Source organism: Elusimicrobiota bacterium (assembly GCA_041660925.1).
Taxonomy (GTDB): Bacteria; Elusimicrobiota; Elusimicrobia; order UBA1565; family UBA1565; genus JBAZUV01.
Map to the genome: position 1 here is coordinate 141,216 of JBAZVI010000001.1, position 25,041 is coordinate 166,256.

Sequence of the window (25,041 nt, forward strand, 5' to 3'; positions counted from 1 at the left end):
AAGGGAGAACGCCATGGCGAAACTCAAAGTGAACGAAGCCGTCGTCAAGAAGACCGCCGCCCGCTGCCGCGAGCGCGGCATCGTCATCCCCACTTTCGCGCAGATGGCCGACCCGACGAAGGCCCCCGAGTCCGTCAAGAAGCGCCTCAAGGGCGTCGGCCTCTGGGACATCGACCCCGTCAACCTCTTCCGCATCACCTGGAAGAACGACCCGAAGACCGGCCAGTACGGCGGCGTGAACTTCGTCGAGATCCCGCGCGAGCTCTCCGGCGTCGACGCCCGCATCATCGGCATCGTCGGCAAGTACTTCCCCACCGGCGCGCACAAGGTCGGCGCGGCCTTCGGCTGCCTCGCCCCGCGCCTGGTGACCGGCGAGTTCGACCCCTCGACGCAGAAGGCCGTCTGGCCCTCCACCGGCAACTACTGCCGCGGCGGCGCCTTCGACTGCGCGGTGCTCGCCTGCACCCCGGTCGCCATCCTCCCCAAGGAGATGAGCCAGGAGCGCTTCGACTGGCTCAAGTCCATCGGCGCCGAGGTCATCGCGACCCCGGGCTGCGAGAGCAACGTCAAGGAGATCTACGACGAGTGCTGGCGCATCCGCAAGAACCGCAAGGACTGCGTCATCTTCAACCAGTTCGAGGAGTTCGGCAACCCGACCTGGCACTACCACGTCACCGCGACGGCCATCGAGGAGGTCTTCGCGGGCTTGAAGGGCAAGAAGCGCCTCGCCGGCTACGTCTCCGCGACCGGCTCGGCCGGCACCATCGGCGCGGGCGACCGGCTCAAGAAGGACTTCCCCGGCGTGAAGATCGCCGCCGTCGAGGCCCTGCAGTGCCCCACCCTCCTCCTCAACGGCTTCGGCGGACACCGCATCGAGGGCATCGGCGACAAGCACATCCCCTGGGTGCACAACGTGCGCAACACGGACATGGTGGTCGCCGTCGACGACGAGGACACGATGCGCCTGCTGCGCGCCTTCAACGAGCCCGCCGGCCGCAAGATGCTCAAGAAGGAAGGCCTCAAGGACGCCTTCATCGACCAGCTCCCCCTGCTCGGCATCTCCAGCATCTGCAACACGCTGGCCGCCATCAAGATGGCGAAGCACTACGAGCTCGGCAAAGACGACGTGATCTTCACCATCTTCACGGACTCCGCCGAGATGTACGGCTCCCGCTTGAAGGAGCTCACCGATGAGCTCGGCGCCTACAACGAGACCCAGGCCCTCGTGGACCTCGAGCGCCGCATGCGCGGCGCCGGCCGGGACAACCTGCGCGAGCTCGGCTACTGGGACCGCAAGGCCCTCCACAACCTCAAGTACTTCACCTGGGTGGAGCAGCAGGGCAAGACGAGCGAGGAGCTCAACGCGCTCTGGGCCCCCGAGTTCTGGGACGAGACCTTCTCCCAGGTCGCCGAGTACGACCGCCTCATCGACGAGTTCAACGCCCGGACGGGCCTTCTAAAGGAAACGGCGAAGCACTGACCTTCCTCCCCTCCCCTTCCCGCGGGAAGGGGCTGGGGTAGGGGGAGCCCCAAAAGGGCACCATAGGAGGCCCCATGCACGACGTCAAGAAGCTCTACCGCTCCCGCACAAACAGGACCGTCCTGGGCATCCTGGGCGGCCTCGGGGACTACTTCGGGATGGACGCGACCCTCTTGCGGGTCATCTTCATCGTCCTGCTAGTGCTGACCGTCTTCGTCCCCCTAGCCCTGTGCTACGTCCTGGCGTGCTTCGTCATTCCTGAAGAACCGTCCTAAAAGGATCACACCCGCTACAGTTCCCTACTGCCCCCCTCCCCCTTCGGGGGAGGGAAGGGGAGAGGGAGAACTCCAAAAGAGAAGGCCCGCCAAATGCGGGCCTTCTCTTTCTTCCGTCGCTAGCAATCTACCGCATCACCGCGCCATCAGCGCAAACACCCCCCAACCCAGGTACTCGCGCGTATACGCGGCGTAGCGCTCGGGCTCCGAGGTCAGTTGCGCCCGGACCTCTTTGGCGAACTCATCGGCGGGATTGGCTTCGAGCCAGCGGCGCATGGTGAGCCATTTGGCCGCCTCGTATCGGTCCCAGCCGTCCTGGTCGGCCAGGACCAGCTCGACGACGTCGTAGCCAAGGCGGCCGAAGGACGCGAGCAGCTTCGGGAGCATGAGGAAGTCGGAGAGCGAGTGGGCAAGACAGCCCTTGGCGACCTCTTCGGTCGGCGGCAGCTGCCGCCAGAAGGGCTCGCCGACGAGGATGAGCCCTCCGGGGCGCAGGCTCCGGGACAGGAGCTCGATGGTGCCCTGGACTCCCCCGCCGATCCAAGTGGCCCCGACGCAGGCGGCCAGGCCGACCTTCTCGCGCGCGACATAGCCCGCCGCATCGCCATGGATGAACTCGACTTTATCGGCGACGCCGAGCTCGACCGCGCGGAGCTTCGCCTGCTCGGTGAACAACGCGCTCATGTCGACACCGGTGCCGGTGACGCCGTGATCGCGCGCCCAGGTGCACAGCATCTCCCCCGACCCGCTGCCGAGGTCGAGGGTCCGGGTCCCCGCCTTCAGACGCAGCGCCGCGCCGAGCGCGGCGAGCTTCTCGGGCGTGATCGGGTTGTGGATGCGATGCGCGCTCTCGCTGATGTTGAAGATCCGTGGGATGTCCATATTAATAACACTCCTTACCCTTCCTCACTGTCCTCCCCCACTGGGGAGGGCAGGGTAGGGGCGAACCGCCGTTTCTCTTGAGCACAAGCTGCTGACCATCCTCAATGCGAGCTGAAAAACCATGCTGTTTGGCAGGCGGCTTAGCCCCGATGAAAAGACAGTTGCTGGCACCATAAGGCCGTCTAGCCAATCTTCCAGTGCGGATATTGCTTCCATCTCTTTAAGGTGGCGGCAAGTGATTCATCCAAGGTTATACTTGCATCACCGAACAGCGTACCAGCGCAGGGATTCTGTTGGGCACACTTCCTAACCACCCAATTTGGTATTTCAGCCCCGCAGTGCCTGCATCCATTGGTTAAAAATATTTCTCCGGTCCTTTTGATTGGGCGCTCTTGGAATCTTCCAACCCGAAGAGAGTGAAATTGTCCCCTGAGCCACTCCAGTATCTGCACAGGGGAGTCCCAAAACCAAATTGGGGAAGGATCCAGCCCGTCCACTAGCAGTTGAACAGATGAAAGGAGCCTATCACTGTGTTTGCATTGTGGACACGTCCCATTTAAGCCATACAGCCTAATCGGCACCTCGCCTCCGATTAAGGGAACCCAATTTAGGCGTCCAGCCAATGCCTTGGTCACAAATTCGCTGAGCTCCAATTCATCGGACCATTTCACGACCGCAGAATTCATCTCGCGCGGCGGAATGCCAACAATGAATCGGTCCGCATCGTATCGAATGTTGAACGCAGGGATTTCTCTATTCGAACGAAAACTGGGCTGTTTGAATAGCCATACACATTTCTTGGCTCCTGCCTGATAAATTGAGTGTCGAAAAGCTGTGTGCTCGTCATTTTGCTTTTGGAGTTGAACCTCAAATATGAATGACTCTTGCGCCCTTTCGACAAACACGTCCGCAACATGACCCGAGCGCAAAGGATACTCTGTTTTTGCATCCCACCCCGCCGATTGCGCCGCAACTGCAACTTGATGCTTTGCTAGCAAATGCAGCCAGCTCTCCGGGGCGGAGGTGCATTTTTCATCTTTGCGAAAATGAGCGAAGAACCTCGTGCCGCGAGAACTAACCTTCGGCACGGCGATTGCCCCACAACATGGAAAACGAAGATGTCGGTCTCTCTTATGACGTTGCCTGATTTCTGCCCAAGCAAAATCATCGAGCTTATACGCGTAAATATCGATCCCATCCGATATGCAATGTAATGGCATTGGGGTGAGATCAACTTAACGCCTTGTTAATCCTCGTGCGCTACCGGCGGCCTGGTTTAGTTGCATTAGTTAAGGGCCTGGCGCCGCAATGCCTAATCTACGGATTCAAGCCCAAGGCCAACCGTCGCTGCGCTTTGGCGCTTGCAGCCCAGTTCTCCTTTTCAGCACCCAGAGGCAGACTTCCCAATTCCTTCGGAAGCAATGTGCTCAGGGCTCCGCGCGCCTCTTCCGTGTTCGTCCGGCCCTCCACCAGCTTGGTCTGTATCTGCTTAGCCAAAGAAGAACCGCTCAGAAACATATACACTTGCGCTCGTCGAACGAACTCTTTGTCAATGTCTCCCTTTGCAAGAACCCCTTCGCTGCTCTGAGCACCTGCCGCACCAGCAACCCGAAGCCCTTCTGGAGGAATCAAGGTAACCTCGCCAGTCGTCCTATTCAGACGATACACCTTCCCGTCTGCGGCACTCACGAGCTGATATTTCTCATGCTCTCCGAGACGACTGCACCCACCAAGGACGCACAGAATCAGTATTGCCATCCTTCTTTTCATATTTTCCCCTTCCGCCTTAATTCATTCTGGCACTGTATGATAAGTCATCCAGGAAGGATTTCATTAACAAACTCAGCAAATGTGGCTCTCTTGTATTCTATTTGGCTATGAATTTGTGAGATATATCGTTTAAGAACTTCTGGGTTCGGATCCACAACATTGATAAGGGTATTGGGTCGTTCCCTCAGCAACATCCGAACGCCACGTCGCAGAATATACCGCGCTGCGAAATCCAGAGATGGCAGTGAATATCCGACGAACCAGACTTCTTTTGCCTGGTTCAGAGATACCCGCGCTCTTTCCCACCAATATACGCTAACGCTTTTCGGATCCTTAAAGATTGTGGGAGCAAGAATAATGGGCTTGGCGCATTCTGAAGGCTTATCCATCCAGGCCATCTCTCCTTTTTCTTCATCCTCCAGTGATATGTCTGATGTGCCGGGAAGTAGAGCTGATGAATTTCGACTCCAGCGCACTTGGCGATAGCTCGTTCTAGTTCGATATCATAATTGAACGTAATGATTATGTCTGACGGACCAAGCTGCTTCGCGAATGCAACATAGCTCTCGTCTAGAGAGGAACTTTTCGTCCAAAAAAAGGAAACCATCGCCGCAACCAATTTGCCACGCACTTTGAGTAAGCGCTCTTCTGAAAATGCTCCTTTAGAGTTAATCCCCTCTAAATGAACTGCAGCATCAATACAACTGAGCAAATCCTCAATATTCACTTCTTCCGGATGAACGTGACCATCAAAGCGGGGCGGATACAGATACTTCAGTAGCGATTTAAGTTCATCATCCTTTCTAAGACCCTTATCCCACAAGGCTTTAAATAAATTATTCGTCAGAACTTTAAAGCGATCGTAAGAGCAGCCGGCGCCAATCACAAAAACGCGCTGTTTCATTTTCTAGCTCTGTCTAACGCCGAGGCTGTGCAACAGCAGTTTCAACTGTCCCCCCAAACCGCGGCCGCTGCGCACAAGCCAATAGTTAGGCGAAGCGACTTGTGCTGATTCATTGCTTCGCTAGCTTCCCAGTCACCGTCTCAACTGCTTTCCCAATTGAGTGAATAAATCCTTCGACGGTTTGTGGCAATTTCCCAGTGATTCCAAGCAACGCAACCAGTGCCAAGGTCAAATCGAGCTTGCTCAGCAGATTTAGATTCGGCGCCGTCAGCACGAAGCCTTCCGGGAGCGGCGGGGCAGGCGGGGCAACTGAAAGAAAGAGCCTGTAGGAAAGCAAGAAAACGGCAGTCCAACCCGCCAGTGATCCTACGAAGTTGTACATGAAATCCTGAAAGTAATGGACGAGGAGTATTTGCCAGCAGCGCCATTCCTCCTTTCCATCACGCTTTGCCTGCGCGTTTTCATTTTTTACTTCGCGCACTTCGATGGCGATTCCGCGAACCCCATACAGAGTGCTCACTATTAGCGCGAGCCCTAAAAAGCCGCACTGGTGCTGCACTGGAAACTGCATGAGGCTCATCATCTCGTTCCCCTGGGCACGCCTAACGCCTAGCTGAGCCGCAGGCACTACCCGCGGTCTGGTTTAGCTCCATTAGTTAAGTGCCTGGCACCGTAAGGCACAGTTGCTCGCACCGCAAGCGAAACGTACCGACGCCTGATGCTGACGAACCGCCAATATGCCCAATTTCGGACCTGTACCTAGCGGGAAAACCTGCTACCCTGCTAGTACCAAGTCCTCAACCTGAAGACGTTCCCAGTAATTCAAGTTCTTAGCCCCCGCAATAATGGCTGAATAGAGTATCCCGGGAGACTTGAGCAGGTCGTCTTGATTGTGTCCGGCCTTGTGAATTCGCTCTGCTAGCCTAATAGCGGTCTCACGTCCGATTCCAATCTCAATCAAACGGCGAGTCAGCGGCTTGTAGGAGCCCATTTCAATGAAGCTCAGAATGGGATTCCCCTTTTCCTGTATTGCGACTACGGGGCTTAGGAATCGAGTTAATTTGAACGGGATCACATCGGAGATTAGCTTCAGAAGATTGTGGATGTCTTTGGAGTTCTTGGGGTCCCGTTCGGCCATGATTTCGTGCAGCGGCTTCTCCGTTGCCCATTTCCCGGCAGTTATTGCGATTGCCTTCCGCAGTCCTTCATGATCGACATTGATGTGCTTATTGAAATAGAAAGGACTGATTTCCTTCAGGTGCGCGATTGTCGATAAAATCGTCCCTACCAGATTGCCGTCGAACGGATTCCTTGGAATTTTGTGGAATTTGTTATTGCTCTGTGCAATCCAGATTTCATCCAAGACCACAGGGTCCCAGTAGGGGTTGGCGGCGCAGACTTCAGGAGAAACGTGGAGGGTCTTGAGTTGGCGTTGGATTTCACGAAACTCTCCCATGGTGAATTCGATTCCCGTAGCATATAGTCGGGTCGTTGCATCATCGCCATACCGCATGATCATCTGCCGAATGTAAACCTCAACATCCAAGTAGTTCAGTTGGGCGTTCTGGGGCCTATTGTGACGAAGGTCGTCTAGAATGTCTGCGCGATTCCGTTCAAATTTTTCCTTGTACCCATGGCTGATGGTTTTCTGATCCAGCTCAGCCAGGGATATGTCGGCCTCGTCGAATGTCGTCTCGTCTAAGACGATTGCCCTGCCGACAACATCCTTCATTAGGCGACCCGCGCGGCCGCGCAGATTCGCAAACTCATAGCCAGTGAGATGGGCAGAGGTCTTTCCAGATTTCAAATAAAGGAACGGGTTTCGAGCAATAATGTGCTTCGCCGGCAGATTGACGCCTTGCATTAATGTCGTTGTCGTCGTCATCACTTTGATCACTTGGCAAGCGAAAGCTTTCTCTATCGCTCGACGCACATCAAGAGGCAGCTTGCCGTGATGGCAGGCGATACCCTTTTCCAAAGACTTCACCAACTCATAATCTGGGTGGACGAGACCAGCGACATACTCCCGGAGGCTCTTAAGTTCAGGGGCCCGGTCCGCTTTCTTGGGTAGCAGGTCTGCCAGAGCTTTAGCAGTGCTCAATGCTTGTGAGGAAGTCGGAGAAAAAATTAGAGTTCCGGCGGAATCCTCCAGATTCGAGATCAGGTGATGAATGAATCTATGAACATGCTCGTTGTATTGTTTCCCACCAAACTTTGAAACCACATCGGCCCCGGCAATCTCAACTTTAATCGGCTCCCGGCGTATCGTGGAGTATTGCTTGAGAACAACCTTCTCTTTCTCCGCGTTAAACGCATAGGCAAGATTCAGAACGGGACTTGACTGTGTCGAAATCGCAACGCTTTGCCCCCCAAAGAGGTCCTCAGTAAGGTTCCGGATATTGTTGATTCGGGGACCTGCAATGATGATCTTCGGAGGACGCTGTGTCCTGAATTCCTGTAGGACATGGTAAAGGGTATGGGCTCTCTCCTCACCTGAATCAGATACACGCTCTAGGTTCTGAATTTCATCGACAACGAGGGCCTGCAAATTCTGAAACGGCTTTTCAGTTTGACTGAATGCCGCCAGCGCGCGCTCTTGCGTAAGAACGTAGATTGTATTGGCGTGTTCTTTTTCGTAATCGGCCGAGTAAGTTTGAAAAACGCTGAAGTTGGTTAGACCAAACTTCTGAATTGTCGATTTGAAGTCGCTCGTAACCTGTGCGATAAGGCTTAGGGTCGGAACGATATAGACGACTTCACCCGGCGATTCAATCAGCATCGACACAATCTTGTTGACGAGCACAAAAGATTTCCCGGCAGAAGTCGGAGCGGAGACGCCGACGCTTCTGTATTTGTCGATGGCATTCCACAAGTCCTTTTGGAAGCCTGAGAGGACGATTGATTTCCCTTCAGCCACTTCAACTTCGCTCTCGACTATGTTGGCCGCGAGTCGGTATTGGCTTAGGATGCTGCCTAGGCCGGAGAACTGATCGTTCGTGGCATCGTAATTCGGGTCGACCATTTTAGCCGTCGGTCCTAGGCCAATTCTGGAAACAGCCTGGATGAGTACAATTGGAAGGCCATCCCACTTCGTATCCCGATGCTCCCACAAGAGGGCGCAGATCGCTAGGCAGAGGTTCTTGGTTTTCTCGTCATCTCCAGCGTGACGCGAGAGTTGCTCGGCATAGTTCGCCAGCTTAACGACTTCAATCTCACTTAGGGGCTTGAGGTCTTTGGGTTCGAACTTTAGCGATGTGGCGACCTTCCACATCTCATGCTCAAGAAGGCGGCCGACCAAACGTTCTGCCGGTGCTGGGAGTTTCATGCCTTAGACACCAAGCTTTTTTTTGAAATCCGCTATCAGGGAATCGACGTTGTGGATAGGGAAGAGGACGTAGTTTAGGCGCGGGAGCTTGTCCGCCGGAACGTCCTTAAAGAATTCATCCTTTATCTCTTTTGCCTCATCCCGGAGGCCCTGCATCACACTTGCCAGTTTTTCATCCGCACTATTTCCCGTAGCGGCCTTGCCCGACTCGTAGGCAACCATGCAGACCAGATGCACTTCGATTCCGTTGTCCTTACCAGCAAGGTAGTCCTTTGCGATCTGTTCGAGCTCTTCCGATACAAACTCCTCGTAGACATATAGATTGAGTTCGCTCCGGTGCTTTTCGTGATGGTCGAGGATGCTCTTGACCGCCTCTCGCAGAGAGCTTTTGAGACGTGAAGATTTGGGCTTGTAGGTTTTGGCTTCGCCAAGATAGAGGACAAACTTCCCAGCGTTGTTTCTGATATGGAATGCGTCGGCTCCGTTCCGTTCGAGCCCGGGGCTCGTGGTGATTGGCATCTTCCTCAGCAGAGGTGCAGCCTTAAAGAAGTGCTGGAGAAGATTGAAAAGCAGGAGCTCCGAAAACTGCCCTTTCACGCTCCAGGGCCTAAATTTTTGCTTTGCCTTCAAATCAACCATCGCAAACGCGGCTGCCTCTCCGCGCCCATCTCTTTCGAAGTCATCTCGCATGGCGCGTTGACGAGGGGCCGTATAGACGTAGTCGGAGACGCTGGCCATCATCTCATCGATGAATTCCGGCCGCATTTCGACGAGGTCTGAGTAGCCAATGCATGCGCCGATATGGTCCTTATCGGGCTTTAGGCCAAAGGATTCTTCCACGAAATGCATGCTGCGGAGGAGTGCGTCGGTCTTGATGAGAAGGCTGTCGGTATCAACGGGATCGTGAGGGGGCATTCGGGAATTCACCTATCGAAATGTTGAATAGTAGCGTTCCCCACGGGCACTACATAATTGTAAGTTGACCGACCTGCATATTACAAACTTGAATCAATCATAGCATTCAAAAATCCTAATTGAGCCACGCAATTTACAATTCTCTCCCCACCAGCCTCCAGCTCCGTGCTGATGCCCTCACGAGAACGGAGGTTCCCCCGCAGAGAACGACGATTCTACCCTCCCCATGCCCTCCCTCGAAGAGGGAGGGTGAACGGCGGGGGCAGTTCTACCCACCCCTTGCCCTCCCTCGAAGAGGGAGGGTGACCGGCGGTCCATTGGACCCAGACCATCTGTCCCGCTCGGATAGGCCTCCCGCCTCATGCGTACCGACGGGGCTTGGGGTATCCTTTAGACATGAAGAAACTCTTCCTCATCGCTCTCGCGCTCGCTTTCTCCGCGCCGGCACGCTCTCAGAGCATCGACGAGATCTTCGGCGTGGACCCCGGGCAGATCATCGCCGAGGCCCAGCGCCAGCAGGCGAAGTACGAGGCCGAGCTCGAGGTCCGGCGCGCGAAGAAGCAGCGGATCGCCGCCGTGCTCGAGTTCATCAACGCCGTGAAGACGCCCAAGCAGGACGAGCGCTGCGTCCTCTCCGCGGTGGTCCGGCACATGAACGTCGGGACCCCCTCCGGCGAGGCGCCCGACGTCTACCGCGCGAGCCGCACCATCCTCGAGGACTACCAGACCTACTACTACGCGGAGATCAGCGTCCAGGACACCCCGAAGGAGATCAAGACCACCTACTTCCCGCTCTCCAACATCATCTTCATGGAGGACGCCGCCTCCGCGTACGACGCCTCGAAGAGCATCGACGACGCCATCGCCGGGCAGTTCGCGCTCTATGTGCAGTACCGCGTCCTCAAGCGCGCCCCCTCCTCCGCGGAGGCCCAGGCGGCGGCGGCCGAGGTCGTGAGCTGGTTCCACGCGACTTACACGGCGCAGAGGGCGGTTTGTAGGTAGACTTTTCGGGTAGGAATGAGGAGCCGGCCCGGGCGGGTGCCCGGGCCGGCTCTTTTCAGTTCTACCCTCCCCTTGCCCTCCCTCGAGAGGGAGGGTGAACGGCGGGGCAGGAGGGAGGGAGACCGACCTTTATTCTTCCTCGCCCTCTTCCACGGCGGCCTTCTCTGCCAGGGAGCCGAGGGTGGCGCCGTCCTCGGTGCGGCCGGCCTCGTGGACCTGGATGAAGCGCCGGAACACGAGCAGGCCGAGCGGCGAGACCATCGCCATGACGCCGATGATGAGCCACATGGTCTGCGAGTCGCGCAGGCCCTCGGCCGGGCAGTAGCGCGAGAGGAGGTAGCCCGAGACCGAGCCCACGAAGAACTTCGCGACGAAGTACGGCAGGAGCGAGAGGGCCATGTACGAGGCCTCCTGGCCCTTCGGCGCGATGGCCGCCGGGTACTCGTAGAGCCGCGGCGAGTAGAAGGCCTCGCCCACCGAGAGCACCACGACGCTGAAGAAGATGCTCATGTAGAGCGGGTTCACGGGCCCCTCGATGCCGAACCACTTGTGCACGAGCAGGTCCCCGAGCGGCCCGTCCGCCAGCCCGGTGAAGAGGGCCGGCGGCATCGCCATGAAGAACACCGAGCACCCGGCGATGAAGCTGCCGATGATGACGGTCTTGTAGGCCGACATCTTCTGCGTCAGCGCGCCGATGATCGGCACGAGGAACACGATGAGGACGGGGTTCAGCACGCCGAAGAGGCGTCCGATGGGCGCGCCCGCTCCCAGCTCCCGGATGCCGTACTTCGGGAAGGTGTAGTGCATGTGGTAGAAGATGAGCCGCACGAACACCACCAGCGAGAGGAAGATGAGGAAGCGGTAGAAGGCGGGCTGCGTCCACAGGCTCTTGAAGATGCGCGCCCAGCTCTCGAGCGCGTCGCGCCCGCTCAGCCAGGCGGCCTCGAGGGCGTTGCGGTCGCCGTACTTCGGCTTCTCGACGAAGATCTTGACGCCCTCGTCGGTGACCTCGACCCCGTCGCGCAGACAGAAGTACATGATGAGCAGGTTCGGGATGGTGAACAGGAAGCCGAGGAAGATGAGGGTCTGATACGTGCTCAGCGTCGTTCCCAGCACGGGGAGGGTGTAGTGCCCGTACTCCCCGAGGCCGTTGCGCACCCGGTCGAAGATGGTGCCGGAGATGGCGAAGCCCACGTTCATCATCGCGTAGAACATGGAGAAGGCCATGGAGCGCTGGACGGTCGAGGCGTAGCGCTTGATCGCCGCGACCATGACCGGCGTCATGAGCGCCTCGCCCAGGGCCAGCGGGAGCAGGCCCAGCGGCAGGGCGATCATGCGCAGGGCGGAGAAGGCCATCACGCCGCGGGCCATGATGCAGACCCCGAAGCCGATGAGGAAGGCCTTGCGCAGGCCGATGGCGTCGACGAGCGAGCCCACCATGATGGTGAAGAGGGTCATGATGGTGGACCAGGTCGCGATGAGGAAGCCGGCGTTCACGTCGTTGTACTTGAGGTCCGAGGAGAGCCAGAGCACGAGCGTGGAGTTCACCAGGCCGTAGGCCACGATGGCCAGGATCTTGGTGCCTAGGATGAGCCACAGCTCGCGGACCGCGCCCTTGAGCACGAGGAAACGGCCGAGGAAGGATTCGTCTTTGTTCTCAGTCATCGGGCCTCCGGACTACATGCAGTGCAGCGAGGAGGAGACGACCCTCCGCAGGGCTTCCCGGCGCTGTTCCGGGGTCATGCCGCCGAGGTCGCGGGCGAGGGTCTCGTCCTTCTCGTCGGCCAGGCGGCGCGCGCAGAAATCGAGGGTCTGTTCGGGGAACACGCCGTCCTTCGCGTAGGCCTTGCGGTCGCGCGCGAGGCGGCGGGCGGACTCGGCGCAGCTGCCCGGCAGGGTGTCGAGGCGCTCGAGGGCGGCCTTGTCGTCGTAGACGTTGCCGGTCACCTCGCCCCGGGCCGCGAGCGCGAGCGCGTCCTTGCGTCCCGTAAATCCCTCGCGCACCGCGCAGGCGATGCCCGCGAGGAGGAGATGGACGTCGGCGGAGCCGTCGGGCGAGCGCAGCTCGACGGTCTGGCCGAACATGTCGCCCTTGTAGTCGGGCTTCTGCCGGGGGTTGACGCGGCAGGCGAGGTTGTCGACCCCGCGCCAGCCGAGCGGGACCCGCACGAGCGCCGAGCGGTTGGCGGCGCTCCAGCAGACGCGGGTCGGCGCCTCCTGGTGCGGCACCAGGCGCAGGTAGGAGGCCGCGCAGGTGTTGCCGAAGGCGGTCAGCGAGCCGGCGTGGCGGAGCAGGCCGCCGATGACGGCGCGGGCGTCCTCGCTCAAGACGCCTTTCGCGTCGAGCAGCACGTTGCGGCCCTTGCGCGAGACGGAGAGATGGATGTGCAGGCCGCTGCCGGCGTCGCCCAGGCTCAGCTTGGGGGCGAAGGAGACGAGGAGCCCGTGGCGGGCGGCGAGGCGGCGGACGAGCCACTTGGCGGTGAGCAGGCGGCCGGCGGTCTCCTGGAGCGGGGCGGGCAGGAACTCGAGCTCGTACTGGCACATCCGCATCCCGCGGAACTCGGGGAGCGCGTCCTCGGCGGAGGCGACGTAGCCCACCTCGGAGTGGGCGTACTTCACCCCCCCGCAGATCTCGGCGGAGAGACGCAGGACCTCCTCGAGGAAGCCGTCCCAGCGCGAGTAGGGGGCGGCCTCGTGGTAGGCGCCCTGCGGGCGGCCGGGGTAGAGCTCCTTCTCCTCGGGGTAGATGACGTAGAACTCGAGCTCGCCTAAGGCCTGGAGCTCGCCGCCCGCCGCGCGGGTGAAGGACTCGTCGGCGCGCGCGAGGACGTTGTCGGGGGTGAAGACGGCCGGCTCGCCCTTGCCGTCGAGGAAGCGGCAGACGAACTCGAGGGAGTCGGGGGCGAAGGGGCTGAGGAAGGCCGTGCGGTAGACCGGCAGGACGTACATGTCGCTGCGGCCGGCGTCCACCATCCCCTTGAAGAGGCTCGAGCCGTCGACGCGCTCGCCCTCGGCGAGCACGGCCTCGGCGTCGCGCAGGTCGTTGACCGGGAGCTTGAGCTCCTTGAGCTTGCCGTCGCGGGCCGGATAGCGGAAATGGATGGAGCGGATGCCGCGCTTGCGGATGACGCCGAGGAGGTCCTTGCGGGTGAAGTCCTCGGGGGCCTTGCCCAGCTCGCGCACGAGCGGATTCGCGTGCCCGTCGAAAAGAGCGGTCGCCATGCGCTCAGTCTAAGATTTTCGACGGAAGGACGCAACGGGCGTCAGAGGGCGGAAGCGGCGGACTGCAGGGTGCGGCCGGCGTCGCTGAGAGCGTTCAGGAGGGCGCCCTCCCCCTGGGGCTTGCGCACGCGCAGGTCCGGCTGGAAGGAGTAGGTCACGCCGCCGCCCACCCCGCCGCTGACCCCGTGCGAGGGGATGCCCAGGCGCTGGGCGAGCGCGACCGAGCCCTCCCCGAAGCGGGGCCCGCAGTCGCCCACGACCGCGAGCGCGCTCTGCCCGTTGTAGCGGACGACGACGACGCTGCCGAGCAGGTCCTTGCGGGACTTGGGGACGACGACGTAGGGGACGCGCGTGGGATCGAGCGAGGAGCCGTCGGCGTAGCGCATCGAGGTCTGGCGCTGGCGATGGGGGTCCTGATGGACGCGGGGGTCGTAGCCGCTCACGGGGCCGTCGGTGTCGATGGCCATCCCCGCCCGCACGGTCCAGGGGGAGGAGCGCGTCGGAGAGGCCGCGAGGGCGTCGACGAAGGTCCCGTTGGAGGCGCCGTCGAAGCGCACCGCGCCGCTGCGCCAGGACGCGTCCATGTCCTCGATGGGGGCGGCGGCGACGGCGAAGGACTTCCCGGCCTTCTCGAGCTGGCGCAGCGCCTCGGGGGAGGCGGTCTCGACCCGGGCGCCGAAGCGGGCGGGCTCGGGGCGGTTCTTCGGGTCGGAGGTGTCGAAGCGGGCGGAGGCCTTCTTGTCGGCGCACTCCTCGGGCTTGCAGCCCGTCAGGGCGAGGAGGAGAGGGAGGAGGAGGAGGGCCCGGGCCTTCATGGCCATAGTCTTGCGCCGAAGCGCGGGAAGGACCCGTATCCGAGGGCCCATGCCGGAGTAGGCCCAAAGGCCTACTCCGGCCCATCTGCTTATCCATACTCCCCACGGGAATCCCCGGCTAGGAGTCCGTCCGAGTAATATCGCCCGTGCCGGAGGCCCGAGATTGGGGAGAGTCCTAGGCGGGCTGCCGGGGGCATAGCCGAAGCTATGTCCCCGTCGGCCCAACGACGGAATCTCCCCGATATCGGGCCTCCCGCTCCTCCCCATAACTCAGGGGAAGAGCGGGTCGCGCGCTATCGGGCTGCGCCTTCGTTGCCCGCCGCTCGCGTAGCGCTGCTACGCCGCGCGCCGAAGCGCCTCGGCTCGCTCCAACAGCGCGCGACCGGCATGGACGCTATTACTCGGACGGACTCCTCGGGATTCCCGCACGGGATTATGGTAGATTCTCGTCGTGACCGAGGCCGAACTGCGCCGGGAGCTCGTCAAGTTCGGCCGCCTGCTCTTCGAGCGGGACTACACCCCCGGGCCTTCCGGCAACCTCAGCGCCCGCCTCGGCCCGGACCTCTTCCTCATCACCCCGACCGGCCGGAGCAAGGGCCTCCTCGCGCCCGAGGACCTCGTCGTCATCGACGGCAAGGGCCGCAAGGTGCGCGGCCGCCTGAGCCCGACCTCGGAGAGCGCGATGCACCTGCTCTTCTACGCGCTGCGCCCCGAAGTCCGCGCGGTCGTCCACGCCCATCCGCCCACGGCCACGAGCTTCGCCTGCGCGGGCCTCCCGCTCGACAGCCCGCTGTCCTCGGAGTTCATCGAGGCCCTGGGCTGCGCGCCGCTCGCCTCCTACGCCACCCCGGGGACGCCCGAAGTCCCGGACTCCCTGCGGGACCTGGCCCGGAGCCACGACGCCGTCCTGCTCGCCAACCACGGGGTCGTGACCGTCGGCAAGGACCTCTGGGACGCCTACGCGAAGATGGAGACCATCGAGCACTTCGCGCAGATCAGCATGAACGTGCGCCTGCTCGGGCGCGAGGCGCTGCTCGGAGAGAAGGACATCCGCAAGCTCCTGGAAGCGCGCGCGCACTATCAGGGCCTCGACCGGGTCCCGGAACGCCGGCCGGGCTGCCCGGCCTCCCCCTCCGCGAAGGCCGTCGACCCCGCCGTGGTCGAGCAGATCGTCCGGGCCGTCATCGAAAAGCTGGCCTGAAAACACGGCGCCCTCCGCTCGTTCGATGAGCGGAGGGCGCCGTGTTTTCAGTTGGGCTTGCTTTGCCTAAGCCCCCCGGGGATCTCCTTTGGAGATTCCCGGATCAGACGCCGAAGAACGGACGCTTCTTGGCGGCGTGCATCGGGCGACGGGAGCCCTTCCCGAGCACGTCCACGAAGGTCTTGGGCCTGGGCGCCTCGAGGTTCGGCTGCACCGAGTAGGGGAAGCCGGGGAGCATCGCGCGCGGGAAGGTGACGCCGGTGAAGGCCTCGATGTGCGCGAGGAAGACCCGCTCGGAGCCGTCCATGAGCGTGACGGCGTCGCCCGAGGTGCAGGCGCGGCCGGTGCGGCCGACGCGGTGGACGTAGTCCTCGGGGTGGCGCGGCACGTCGTAGTTGACGACGTGGCTGATCTCGCGCACGTCGATGCCGCGGGCGGCGATGTCGGTGGCGACGAGGATCTGGAGCTTGCCGTCCCGGAAGGCGTCCATCGTCTGCGTGCGCTGGCCCTGCGTGCGGTCGGCGTGCAGGACCCCGACCTTGAAGCCCGAGTCCTTCATGCGCTTGGCGAGCCGGTCGGCGCCGTGCTTCGTGCGCGAGAAGACGAGCACCGAGCGCGTCGCCGTCGCGCGCAGGAGGTTGATGAGGAGCTCGCTCTTCTGCGACTGCATCACCGGGTAGACGACCTGGTTGATGCCCTCGGCCATCGTGGCCGGGCGGGCGATCTCGATGCGGACCGGCTCGCGCAGGGTGAAGGCGGCCACGCTCTCGATCTCGGGCATGAGGGTGGCCGAGAAGAGCATCGTCTGCCGGTGCTTGGGCAGCTTGTGGAGGATGGCCCGGATGTCGGGGAGGAAGCCCATGTCGAGCATGCGGTCGGCCTCGTCGAGGACGAGCATCTCGATCTTGTCGAGCTTCATCGTGCCGCGGCGCAGGTGGTCGAGCAGGCGCCCCGGGGTGGCGACGCAGACCTGCGCGCCGCCGGCGACGGCCTGGTTCTGTCCGCCGAAGCCGACGCCGCCGATGATGACGGCGACCTTGACCGGCGTGAAGCGGCCGCAGTCGCGGAAGACGGTCTCGACCTGGGCGGCGAGCTCGCGGGTGGGCACGAGCACGAGGCAGCGCATGCCCGGCGCCGGCTTCTCGAGCAGGCGCTGGAGCATGGGCCAGGCGAAGGCGGCGGTCTTGCCGCTGCCCGTCTGTGCGGCGCCGAGCACGTCGCGGCCCGCGAGTCCGGGCGGCACGGCTTCCAGCTGGATGGGGGTGGGGTCGGTGAACCCCATGGCGCGTGCGCCGCGCAGGAGTTCGGGATGGAGTCCTAGTTTCGTGAATGGCATATGGGAGAGTATAACTTAAGCGCCGGGGGCTCTGCCGAAGCTATCCGGGGAACGGCCTCATGTTCCCCGGAAGATTCCAGTTCTCGAGGACGCAGGCCTGCGGGACGTCGACGCGCAGGGTCGGCCGGCCGTGCAGCCAGCGGTCGAGCCGCTCGGCGAGCGGGTCGAGCGCGCGCAGGGCCGCGAGGGCCGCGGGAGCGAGGAGCACCGGATGCCCGCCGCGCCCGCCGTGGACGGGGACGACGGCCTCGGAGCCGCCGCGCTCGGCGTCCGCGCGCCGCGCCCAGAGGGCGTCGAAGAGCTCCCCCTCCCAGACCGGCATGTCCACGTGATGGAGGAAGGCCCAGCGCCCGTCGTGGAGCACCTCGAGCAGGGACTGGAGCGCCGCGAGCGGCGGCAGGTCCGGGTCCACGGGGACCCAGTGCACTCCCCCGTCGAGGGCGCGGCAGCGGTCGAGCCAGAGCGGCTGGACCGAGACCGCGACGGCGAGCGGCGGGAAGCGCCCGCGCAGGAAGCGGACCTGCCGCTCGAGGAGCGTCGTCCCGCCGCAGTCGAGCCAGGCCTTGGGCCCGCCCGCCCGCTTCCCCCGCCCGGCCGCCAGCAGCAGCGCGAAAGCGGCGTTCTCCATTCCCTCCTCCCGTACGCCGGACACGTTGTCGGTTCCCATTAGACTGCAAGTTTAAGGTCTTTCCACCCCGCGCGCAACCCTGCGCCGAGACCCGTTCTTGCGGGCCCATTTGGAACGCCGATTAGAAGCCATCCCCGAGCCCCGTCGGAACGCGAAAACGCGGATCTCGAGCCGAATGCGAGGCGCGAGGATGCCGGCATACTGGAGGTATGCAGGCGTCAGAGCAACGAAGCAGGCGGCCGAGAGACGCGTTTGCAGGCGCGGCGGGGTTTGGGGATGGCTTCTAATGATATCATGGTCTCGATGAAGCCCACCGTCGTCGTGGTCGGAGGAGGAGCGTCCGGGCTCGCGGCGGCCGTCACGGCCGCGCGCGCCGGCGCGAAGGTCGTCCTGCTCGAGAAGGGCAAGGCCCTCGGCCGCAAGATCCTCGCCAGCGGCGGCGGCCGCTGCAACCTCTTCCACCGCGACCCCCGGCCCGAACGCTATCACGGCGGAGACCCCGCCTTCGTCCGGACCGTGCTCGCCGCCTTCGGCGCCGCCGACGCCCGCGCCTTCTTCGAGGGACTCGGCCTCCTGCTCATGGAGGAGCCCGACGGGCGCGTCTTCCCGCGCTGCGGCAAGTCCCGCGCCGTCGTGGACGTGCTCCAGTCGGCGGCCAACGAGCTCGGCGTCGACGTGCGCCTCGAGACCGGCGTCGCCGGCTTCGAGCGCGCCGCCGCGGACTTCCTCGTGAGACTCGACGACGGCCAGGCGGTGGGCGCCGGACGCGTCCTCCTCTGCTGCGGCGCCCCCTCCTATCCCCAGCTCGGCGGCTCGCGCTCCGGCCTCGAGCTCGCGCGCGCTCTCGGCCACTCCTTCGTGGAACCCACCCCCGCGCTCGTCCCCCTCCTCGTGCGCGAAGGCTGGATCCGCAAGCTCGAGGGGACCCGCGTGGAGGCCGTCCTGCGCGCCGAGGCGCGCGGCCGCGTCCTCGCCCAGGCCCGCGGAGAGCTCCTCTTCACCGCCTACGGCCTTTCCGGCCCCGCGGCGCTCGACGTCAGCCGCGAGGCCCTGCGCGCGCTGGCCGCGGGACCCGTCGCCTGCGCCGTGGACCTCTTCCCCGAGACGCCGGAGGACGCGTTCCTCGGCTCCCTGCGTGAGCGGGCCGCACGCTTCCCCGCGCGCTCGCTCAAGGGCCTCCTGGTCGGCATGCTCCCCGAGAGCGTGCCGGACGTGTTCCTCGAGCGCAACGGCTTCGACCGCCACGCGGCGGTCTCCTCGCTCGAGAAAGGACGCCTCGAGGCGCTCGGCCGGGCGCTGAAGGGCTGGCGCTTCGAGCTCGCGGGCGCACGGCCATGGGAAGACGCGATGGTGAGCGCCGGAGGGGTCCGCCTCGAAGAGGTCCGCCCCGAGACGCTCGAGTCCCGCAAGGTCCCGGGCCTCCATCTCGCCGGAGAGCTGCTGGACGTGGACGGCGACAGCGGCGGCTTCAACCTGCACTTCGCCTGGGCCACCGGCATCCTCGCCGCCCGCGCCGCCGTCCCCTCCAGATAGTGCGATACCTCGTTCCCCAGAACCAGGTATGCGCAAACCAGGTTCTAAATAAACTGGTTTAAAACGAATATAACGGCTTATTTGGAGGGAATAAGCGCGGCGGCTTCAGCGGCGCTTAAAAAGCGCCATTCGCCGGACGGGATGTCCAGCTTCAGGTCGCCGATCGCGATGCGCTTGAGCTCGAGGACTTTCAGAGGGGTGCCGAACTTGGGGTCCTTCATCGCGCCGAAGAGGCGGCGGATGTGGCGGTTCTTCCCCTCGTCCAGGACGACCTTGAGCCGCGTCTTCGGGCCCGCTCCGCCCATACGCTCGACCGAGAGCGCGCGGCACAGACCTTCGGGGGTCTCGACGCCCTGGAGGGCCAGCGCGAGGTGCTCGTCGGTGACCATCCCGCGCACCCAGACCTCGTAGGTCTTGCGCAGCGTCCCGGGCCGGGTGAGCGCGTCGACGTCGACGCCGCCCTTCGAGAAGAGCAGGAGCCCCTTCGAGTCCATGTCGAGCCGGCCGACGGGCATCCAGCCCTCGCGGCGCGCCCAGTCGGGGAGGCAGTCGTAGACGGTGCGGCGCCCTTTCTCGTCGGAGGTCGTGACGACGCAGCCCTTCGGCTTGTGGAGCATGAGCAGCGTCGCGGAGGAGGGATGTTCGGCCATGGGGGAGCCGACAAGGATTCTAGCGCTTATTCGCGCCGCCGCGCCCCCGGAGCGCTCAGAGATCCGGCTTCGGCATCCAGCTGGGGATGCGGCGCAGCAGCAGGCGGAGCGCGAACGAGAGCAGGACGGCTCCGCCGACGAGCAGGAACGCGGCGCAGACGTTGCGGAGCTCGTTCCCGCATGCGAACGATTGCGATGCGATGCTGATAGCCAGGGTGCCCATCTCAGTCTCCTTCCCCACTTCCAACAGCCGTGATCGACGAACGCCCGCGAACTCGCCGCCCGGAAACGGAAAACCCGCCACGGCGAATGCGGCCGCCGGGACGGGCGACAAGGTTGCGCTGCGGCACGGTTCCACGTGCCTTCGACTCGACTGTCATGTTCGGCGGCCGGACGCCCCCACGCCGGGGGTCCTGGCTTTGCGCCCCCGCCTTGCGGCGGGTTTGCCTTTATCGCCCTTCCGCGCCCTCACGAGCCGCGGAAGAGAGCCTACACCCTCAGTATGCTCGGATCCCCCGGAAGTGCCATGTGACTAAAGTCACATGGCGCACTCAGCCGAGATGCTCTTTGGTCTCGGCGGCGGCGACCTTGGCCAGCAGGAGGAGGGCGACGAGGTTGGGCACGGCCATGAGGCCGTTGAAGACGTCGGCGAAGTCCCAGACCGCCTTCAGCGAGGTGACCGAGCCGAGCATGACCGCGGCGACCCAGGCCCAGCGGTAGGGCAGCGCGGAGCGGGCGCCGAAGAGGTACTCGGCCGCCTTCTCGCCGTAGTACTCCCAGCCCAGGATGGTGGAGAAGACGAAGGTCAGCAGGCCGACGCTGAGGATGAGCGGGCCGACGACGGGGATGCCCTCGAAGGCCGCCTTCGTGAGCGCCGCGCCCTTGAGCCCCCCCTGCCACGCGCCCGAGTTGACCACGACGAGGCCGGTCATGAGGCAGACGACGACGGTGTCCCAGAAGGTCCCGGTCGAGGAGACCAGCGCCTGCCGCACGGGATTGCGCGTCTGGGCCGCCGCGGCCACGATGGGCGCCGAACCGAGGCCCGACTCGTTGGAGAAGAGCCCGCGCGCGACGCCGTAGCGCAGGGCCTCCCGGACGCCCGCGCCGAGGAAGCCGCCCACGGCCGCCTGCCCGGTGAACGCGGTCTTCAGGATGAGCGCGACCGTGTCGGGCAGGGTGCGCCAGCCGACGGCGAGGAGGATCACGCAGCCGAGCACGTAGAAGATCGCCATGAAGGGGACGAGGAGCTCGCAGGTCCGGGCGATGGACTTGATGCCGCCGAGGATGACGACGGCGGTCAGGACCGTCATGACCGCGCCGGAGATCCACGGGGAGAGGCCGATCGACTCCTTGAGCATCGCGGCGATGGAGTTGGCCTGGACCATGTTGCCGATGCCGAAGGCGGCGACGGCGGTGAAGACGGCGAAGAGGATGCCGAGCCAGCGCAGGCCGAGCCCCCGCTCCAGCGCGTACATGGGGCCGCCGCACATCTCGCCCTTCGCGTTCTGGACGCGGTACTTCACCGCGAGGAGGGCCTCCGTATACTTGGTGGCGATGCCGAAAACGCCGGTCAGCCACATCCAGAGCACCGCGCCGGGCCCGCCGGCGGCGACCGCGGTGGCGACGCCGACGATGTTGCCGGTGCCGATGGTGGCGGCCAGGGCGGTCATGAGCGCGCCGAACTGGCTCACGTCGCCCTCCCCCTCCTTCTCCCGCGAGAAGGAGATGCGGATGGCCGTGAAGAGGTGCTTCTGCACGAAGCCGAGCCGGACGGTGAGGAAGAGGTGGGTGCCGCAGAGGAGGATCAGGAGCGGCGGTCCCCAGACCCAGCCGCTGACGGTGGAGAGCAGGGCTTCGATGGCGTTCATGGCGGGGATTGAACCACATTTCTGTGGTAACATTCCCTCATGAAGGCGCTGCTCTTCCTGCTCTTCGTGCCGTGGATGCTCTTCGACCTCGTCGGGGCGCTCGTCGTCCACTCCCCCCTTCTGGGCTTCCTCGCCCTCGCCGCCCTCGCCGCCCTCGCCTGGGCCGGCGTGCGGCTCTGGAAGGACGAGCGCCTCCCGCGCCTCGCGCGCCGTCTCGCGCTCGCGGCGGGAGCCCTTTTCGCCCTCGCCCTCTGTGCGAGCATCCTCTTCGTCTTCGTCACCGCCTCGATGATCGGCTGGGAGGACTGGCATCACTCCGGGGCCGGGACCTCCCCCGGGATGAGCGTCGCCGAGGCGCGCGCCGCCATGGGACGCCGCGCACGCATCGAGGAGACGGGCGTCGCCTCCGACCTGCTGCTCTACCCGCGGGGCCTCGCGTCCCTCCACCTCGGGATGATGGACGTCTACGGCGTCCACCTCTCGACCGCCCCCGACGGGAAGCTCACCGCCGTCTACCCCTGGAAAGACTGAGCGGACGCGCCCTTTCGAGCGCGTCCGCTCTCCGATGCTCCGCGCGACTTACGCGGCGACCGGCTTGAGCATATCCTCCAGGTCCTTCTCCGGCGTACCGATGGCCTTGAGGCCGAAGGTGTCCACGAGGACCTTCAGCACCCCGGGCCCGACGAAGGCCGGAAGCGTCGGCCCGAGCCGGATGTCCTTGACCCCGAGATGGAGCAGGGTGAGCAGGATGGCGACGGCCTTCTGCTCGTACCAGCTGAGCACCAGCGAGAGCGGCAGGTCGTTGACGCCGCACTTGAAGGCCCCGGCGAGCGCCAGCGCGATCTGGATGGCGGAATAGGCGTCGTTGCACTGCCCGATGTCGAGCAGGCGCGGGATGCCGCCGATGTCGCCGAAGTCCAGCTTGTTGAAGCGGTACTTGCCGCAGGCCAGCGTCATGATCACGCAGTCCTTCGGCACGGCCTCGGCGAGCTCGGTGTAGTAGTCGCGGCCGGGCTTCGCCCCGTCGCACCCGCCGATGAGGAAGAAGCGGCGGATCTTGCCCGCCTTCACGGCGTCGATGACCTTGTCCGCGACGCCCAGCACCGCGTTGCGGCCGAAGCCGACGGTGATGTGCTTGGGCTCCTCGTCCTCGGGGAAGCCCGGCGCCTCGAGCGCGGCCTCGATGACCGGGGAGAAGTCCCCGTCGGTGATGTGCCGCACGCCCGGCCAGCCCACGAGGCCGGAAGTGAAGATGCGGCCGACGTAGCCCTCGGGGTTCTGGATGCAGTTGGTGGTCATGAGGATCGCGCCGGGGAACTCCGCGAACTCCTCGCGCTGGTCCTGCCAGGCCCCGCCGTAGTTGCCGACGAGGTGCTTGTACTTCTTGAGGCCCGGATAGGCGAGCGCAGGCAGCATCTCGCCGTGGGTGTAGACGTTGAGTCCCCGTCCCTCGGTCTGCTTGAGCAGGAGCTCGAGGTCCTTGAGGTCGTGCCCGGAGACGAGGATGCACTTGCCCTTCACCGGAGTGACGCGCGCCTGGGTCGGTTCGGGATGTCCGTAGGAGCCCGTGTTCGCGCCGTCGAGCAGCTCCATGACCTTGAAGTTCACCTCGCCCACCTTGAGCGCGAGCCCGGTCAGGGCGCCGGCGTCGGTCGGGTCGGAGGCGAGCGTGGAGAGCGTCTCGTGGACGAACGCGTAGACGGCCTCGTCCTCCTTGCCCAGCACGCGGGCGTGCTCGGCGTAGGCGGCCATGCCCTTGAGCCCGTACTTCGCGAGCTCCTGGAGCCCGGCGACGTCGGGGCCGTGGCGGCGGATGGAGCCCATGACGCTCGCCTCCGTGGACTGGTGGAGCAGCCCCTTGCGGTCGGCGGCGGGCTTCCACGCGGCGGGGCCCGTGAGGGTCTCCGGAGTCTTGCCGGCCTTGCGCGCGGCATCCTCATAGAGCCGTCGCGCCTTGTCCTTGAGCTCCGCGGCGCGGCGCACCCATTGCTCGATGCGCGCGGCGTCGAAGTTCACGTTGGTGACGGTGGTGAAGAGCGCCTCGACGACGAAGACGTCGAGCTCGCGGTCCTTCGCGCCCAAGAGCCGGGCGCGGTGCGCATACTGAGATATCCCCTTGCAGGCGTGCTCGAGCAGGTCCATGAGCACTCCGGTCTCCGGGTCCTTTCCGCAGTTGCTGAACTGCATGCAGCCGGCGCCGCCGCGCGTCCGCTGTTCGCACTGATAGCAGAACATCTCCATTTTCCTTCCTCCTTTTATATCCGTCTCGATCTTTCATCCCCCCTCTCCCGCCACGCCGGGAGAGGGGGCGGGGGTGAGGGGCTGGGGGGTGAGGGGGCCGCTACAACGCCCTCTCACCAAGAACGGCCCCGCGCACGCCCACCAGGACGCTGCGGACGGGGAGCTTCTTCCCGGACGCCGCGAGCGCCTGGAGCACGATGTGCTCCAAGCCCCCGCAGCAGGGCACTTCCATGCGCACGACGGTGACGGAGCGCACCTCGTTGTCCGCGAAGATGCGCGAGAGCTTCTCGACGTAGGCGTCGTTGTCGTCGAGCTTGGGGCAGGCCACGGCCAGCGTCTTCCCCCCGAGCAGGCGCTCGTGGAAGTCGGGCATGGCGAAGGGAACGCAGTCGGCCGCGAAGAGGAGGTCGGTCCCGTCCCAGAGCGGCCCGCCCTCGGGGAGCAGCGTCAGCTGCACCGGCCAATGTCCCAATCGTGAAGGCCGGGGCCCGGAGTCCGGGGCCCCGGCATTCACGATGAGGTTCTGCATGCGGGAGCCGGGGCAGCCGCCTCCCCCGTGCGGATGAGGGTGCGCATGGGCGTGCGCCGACTTCTTCTTGAAGGCATGGACCCCTTCGTCGGGCCCTAGCGGCGAAGGGACGGCGCGAGAGGAGGCCGACGCGCGCGCCGTCCCTTCGTCGGGCCCTAGCGGCGAAGGGACGGCGCGAGAGGAGGCCGACGCGCGCGCCGCAGCCGCTTCATCGTAGGCGTCGGCGGCGCGTTCCGTGACCGTGATGGCGCCGCGCGGGCACTCGCCGAGGCAGGCCCCGAGCCCGTCGCAGAGGTTGTCCGCGAGGAGCTTCGCCTTGCCGTCGACGATCTTGATGGCGCCCTCGGCGCAGCTCGGCACGCAGAGCCCGCAGCCGTCGCACTTCTCCTCGTCGATATGGACGATCTTGCGCGTGGTCTTCTTCATCGCCATGTCGCTGCTCATGGGGATAGTATGCCGCGA

The 25,041-nt window shown here is 64.0% G+C and carries 22 protein-coding genes and 1 riboswitch; of the genes, 6 read left to right on the forward strand and 16 right to left on the reverse strand.

Going from position 1 to position 25,041, the window contains the following annotated elements:
• Nucleotides 1–13: 13 nt before the first annotated feature.
• Complete coding sequence (locus tag WC969_00565; GenBank protein MFA6028320.1) at nt 14–1,480, forward strand: pyridoxal-phosphate dependent enzyme; 1,467 nt, start codon at nt 14–16, stop codon at nt 1,478–1,480.
• A 74-nt stretch (nt 1,481–1,554) separates the two neighbouring features.
• Nucleotides 1,555–1,755 carry a PspC domain-containing protein gene (locus WC969_00570; GenBank protein MFA6028321.1) on the forward strand — a complete coding sequence of 67 codons (201 nt, stop codon included), beginning with the start codon at nt 1,555–1,557 and terminating at the stop codon, nt 1,753–1,755.
• 135 nt (nt 1,756–1,890) lie between these two features.
• Here WC969_00570 and WC969_00575 read toward each other — a convergent pair whose 3' ends face one another.
• The 6 genes from WC969_00575 to WC969_00600 all read right to left on the reverse strand — a co-directional run bounded on the left by WC969_00575 (nt 1,891) and on the right by WC969_00600 (nt 9,551).
• On the reverse strand, nt 1,891–2,637 hold the full coding sequence (locus tag WC969_00575; protein ID MFA6028322.1) for a class I SAM-dependent methyltransferase: 747 nt from the start codon (nt 2,635–2,637) through the stop codon (nt 1,891–1,893).
• 1,317 nt (nt 2,638–3,954) lie between these two features.
• Nucleotides 3,955–4,407: a hypothetical protein gene (locus tag WC969_00580; GenBank protein MFA6028323.1), complete on the reverse strand. Its 453-nt coding sequence runs from the start codon at nt 4,405–4,407 to the stop codon at nt 3,955–3,957.
• A gap of 280 nt (nt 4,408–4,687) precedes the next feature.
• Nucleotides 4,688–5,311 carry a hypothetical protein gene (locus WC969_00585; GenBank protein MFA6028324.1) on the reverse strand — a complete coding sequence of 208 codons (624 nt, stop codon included), beginning with the start codon at nt 5,309–5,311 and terminating at the stop codon, nt 4,688–4,690.
• A gap of 109 nt (nt 5,312–5,420) precedes the next feature.
• The gene (locus WC969_00590) at nt 5,421–5,894 is read right to left on the reverse strand and encodes a hypothetical protein (protein ID MFA6028325.1); all 474 of its coding nucleotides are present in this window, start codon (nt 5,892–5,894) and stop codon (nt 5,421–5,423) included.
• A gap of 192 nt (nt 5,895–6,086) precedes the next feature.
• Nucleotides 6,087–8,636 carry a DEAD/DEAH box helicase gene (locus tag WC969_00595; GenBank protein ID MFA6028326.1) on the reverse strand — a complete coding sequence of 850 codons (2,550 nt, stop codon included), beginning with the start codon at nt 8,634–8,636 and terminating at the stop codon, nt 6,087–6,089.
• A 3-nt stretch (nt 8,637–8,639) separates the two neighbouring features.
• On the reverse strand, nt 8,640–9,551 hold the full coding sequence (locus WC969_00600; protein MFA6028327.1) for a DUF1837 domain-containing protein: 912 nt from the start codon (nt 9,549–9,551) through the stop codon (nt 8,640–8,642).
• A gap of 396 nt (nt 9,552–9,947) precedes the next feature.
• Here WC969_00600 and WC969_00605 point away from each other — a divergent pair, with 396 nt between their 5' ends.
• The gene (locus WC969_00605) at nt 9,948–10,553 is read left to right on the forward strand and encodes a hypothetical protein (protein ID MFA6028328.1); all 606 of its coding nucleotides are present in this window, start codon (nt 9,948–9,950) and stop codon (nt 10,551–10,553) included.
• A 129-nt stretch (nt 10,554–10,682) separates the two neighbouring features.
• On the opposite strand, the gene WC969_00610 is transcribed toward WC969_00605, so the two are convergent.
• Genes WC969_00610 through WC969_00620 form a run of 3 tightly spaced genes read right to left on the reverse strand, consistent with a single transcriptional unit; the run spans nt 10,683 to nt 14,593 of the window.
• The gene (locus WC969_00610; protein ID MFA6028329.1) at nt 10,683–12,218 is read right to left on the reverse strand and encodes an MFS transporter; all 1,536 of its coding nucleotides are present in this window, start codon (nt 12,216–12,218) and stop codon (nt 10,683–10,685) included.
• Nucleotides 12,219–12,230: 12 nt separating this feature from the next.
• Nucleotides 12,231–13,778, reverse strand: a complete 1,548-nt coding sequence (locus tag WC969_00615) for a glutamine synthetase family protein (GenBank protein MFA6028330.1) — start codon at nt 13,776–13,778, stop codon at nt 12,231–12,233.
• Nucleotides 13,779–13,819: 41 nt separating this feature from the next.
• Complete coding sequence (locus WC969_00620; GenBank protein MFA6028331.1) at nt 13,820–14,593, reverse strand: glycoside hydrolase family 75 protein; 774 nt, start codon at nt 14,591–14,593, stop codon at nt 13,820–13,822.
• A gap of 451 nt (nt 14,594–15,044) precedes the next feature.
• Between WC969_00620 and WC969_00625 the strand changes: the two genes are divergently transcribed.
• Nucleotides 15,045–15,794: a class II aldolase/adducin family protein gene (locus WC969_00625; protein MFA6028332.1), complete on the forward strand. Its 750-nt coding sequence runs from the start codon at nt 15,045–15,047 to the stop codon at nt 15,792–15,794.
• A gap of 103 nt (nt 15,795–15,897) precedes the next feature.
• On the opposite strand, the gene WC969_00630 is transcribed toward WC969_00625, so the two are convergent.
• Entirely contained in the window at nt 15,898–17,130 is a 1,233-nt protein-coding gene (locus WC969_00630; GenBank protein MFA6028333.1) for a DEAD/DEAH box helicase, read from the reverse strand.
• Between the two features lie 40 nt (nt 17,131–17,170).
• Complete coding sequence (locus tag WC969_00635; protein MFA6028334.1) at nt 17,171–17,758, reverse strand: nucleotidyltransferase family protein; 588 nt, start codon at nt 17,756–17,758, stop codon at nt 17,171–17,173.
• 276 nt (nt 17,759–18,034) lie between these two features.
• On the opposite strand from WC969_00635, the gene WC969_00640 reads away from it, so the two are divergent.
• A complete protein-coding gene (locus WC969_00640) occupies nt 18,035–19,291 on the forward strand; it encodes an aminoacetone oxidase family FAD-binding enzyme (GenBank protein MFA6028335.1) in 1,257 nt (418 codons plus the stop codon).
• Between the two features lie 77 nt (nt 19,292–19,368).
• Here WC969_00640 and WC969_00645 read toward each other — a convergent pair whose 3' ends face one another.
• The 3 genes from WC969_00645 to WC969_00655 all read right to left on the reverse strand — a co-directional run bounded on the left by WC969_00645 (nt 19,369) and on the right by WC969_00655 (nt 21,809).
• On the reverse strand, nt 19,369–19,941 hold the full coding sequence (locus WC969_00645; protein ID MFA6028336.1) for a pseudouridine synthase: 573 nt from the start codon (nt 19,939–19,941) through the stop codon (nt 19,369–19,371).
• A gap of 55 nt (nt 19,942–19,996) precedes the next feature.
• Entirely contained in the window at nt 19,997–20,164 is a 168-nt protein-coding gene (locus WC969_00650) for a hypothetical protein (protein ID MFA6028337.1), read from the reverse strand.
• A 158-nt stretch (nt 20,165–20,322) separates the two neighbouring features.
• Nucleotides 20,323–20,399: riboswitch (cyclic di-GMP riboswitch) on the reverse strand.
• A gap of 93 nt (nt 20,400–20,492) precedes the next feature.
• Nucleotides 20,493–21,809, reverse strand: a complete 1,317-nt coding sequence (locus tag WC969_00655) for a sodium:alanine symporter family protein (GenBank protein ID MFA6028338.1) — start codon at nt 21,807–21,809, stop codon at nt 20,493–20,495.
• 39 nt (nt 21,810–21,848) lie between these two features.
• On the opposite strand from WC969_00655, the gene WC969_00660 reads away from it, so the two are divergent.
• A complete protein-coding gene (locus WC969_00660; protein ID MFA6028339.1) occupies nt 21,849–22,340 on the forward strand; it encodes a hypothetical protein in 492 nt (163 codons plus the stop codon).
• 48 nt (nt 22,341–22,388) lie between these two features.
• Here WC969_00660 and hcp read toward each other — a convergent pair whose 3' ends face one another.
• Entirely contained in the window at nt 22,389–24,044 is a 1,656-nt protein-coding gene (gene hcp, locus WC969_00665) for a hydroxylamine reductase (protein MFA6028340.1), read from the reverse strand.
• 106 nt (nt 24,045–24,150) lie between these two features.
• Nucleotides 24,151–25,023, reverse strand: coding sequence for a 4Fe-4S binding protein (locus WC969_00670; protein ID MFA6028341.1), 873 nt, complete (start codon nt 25,021–25,023; stop codon nt 24,151–24,153).
• Between the last annotated feature and the right edge of the window lie 18 nt (nt 25,024–25,041).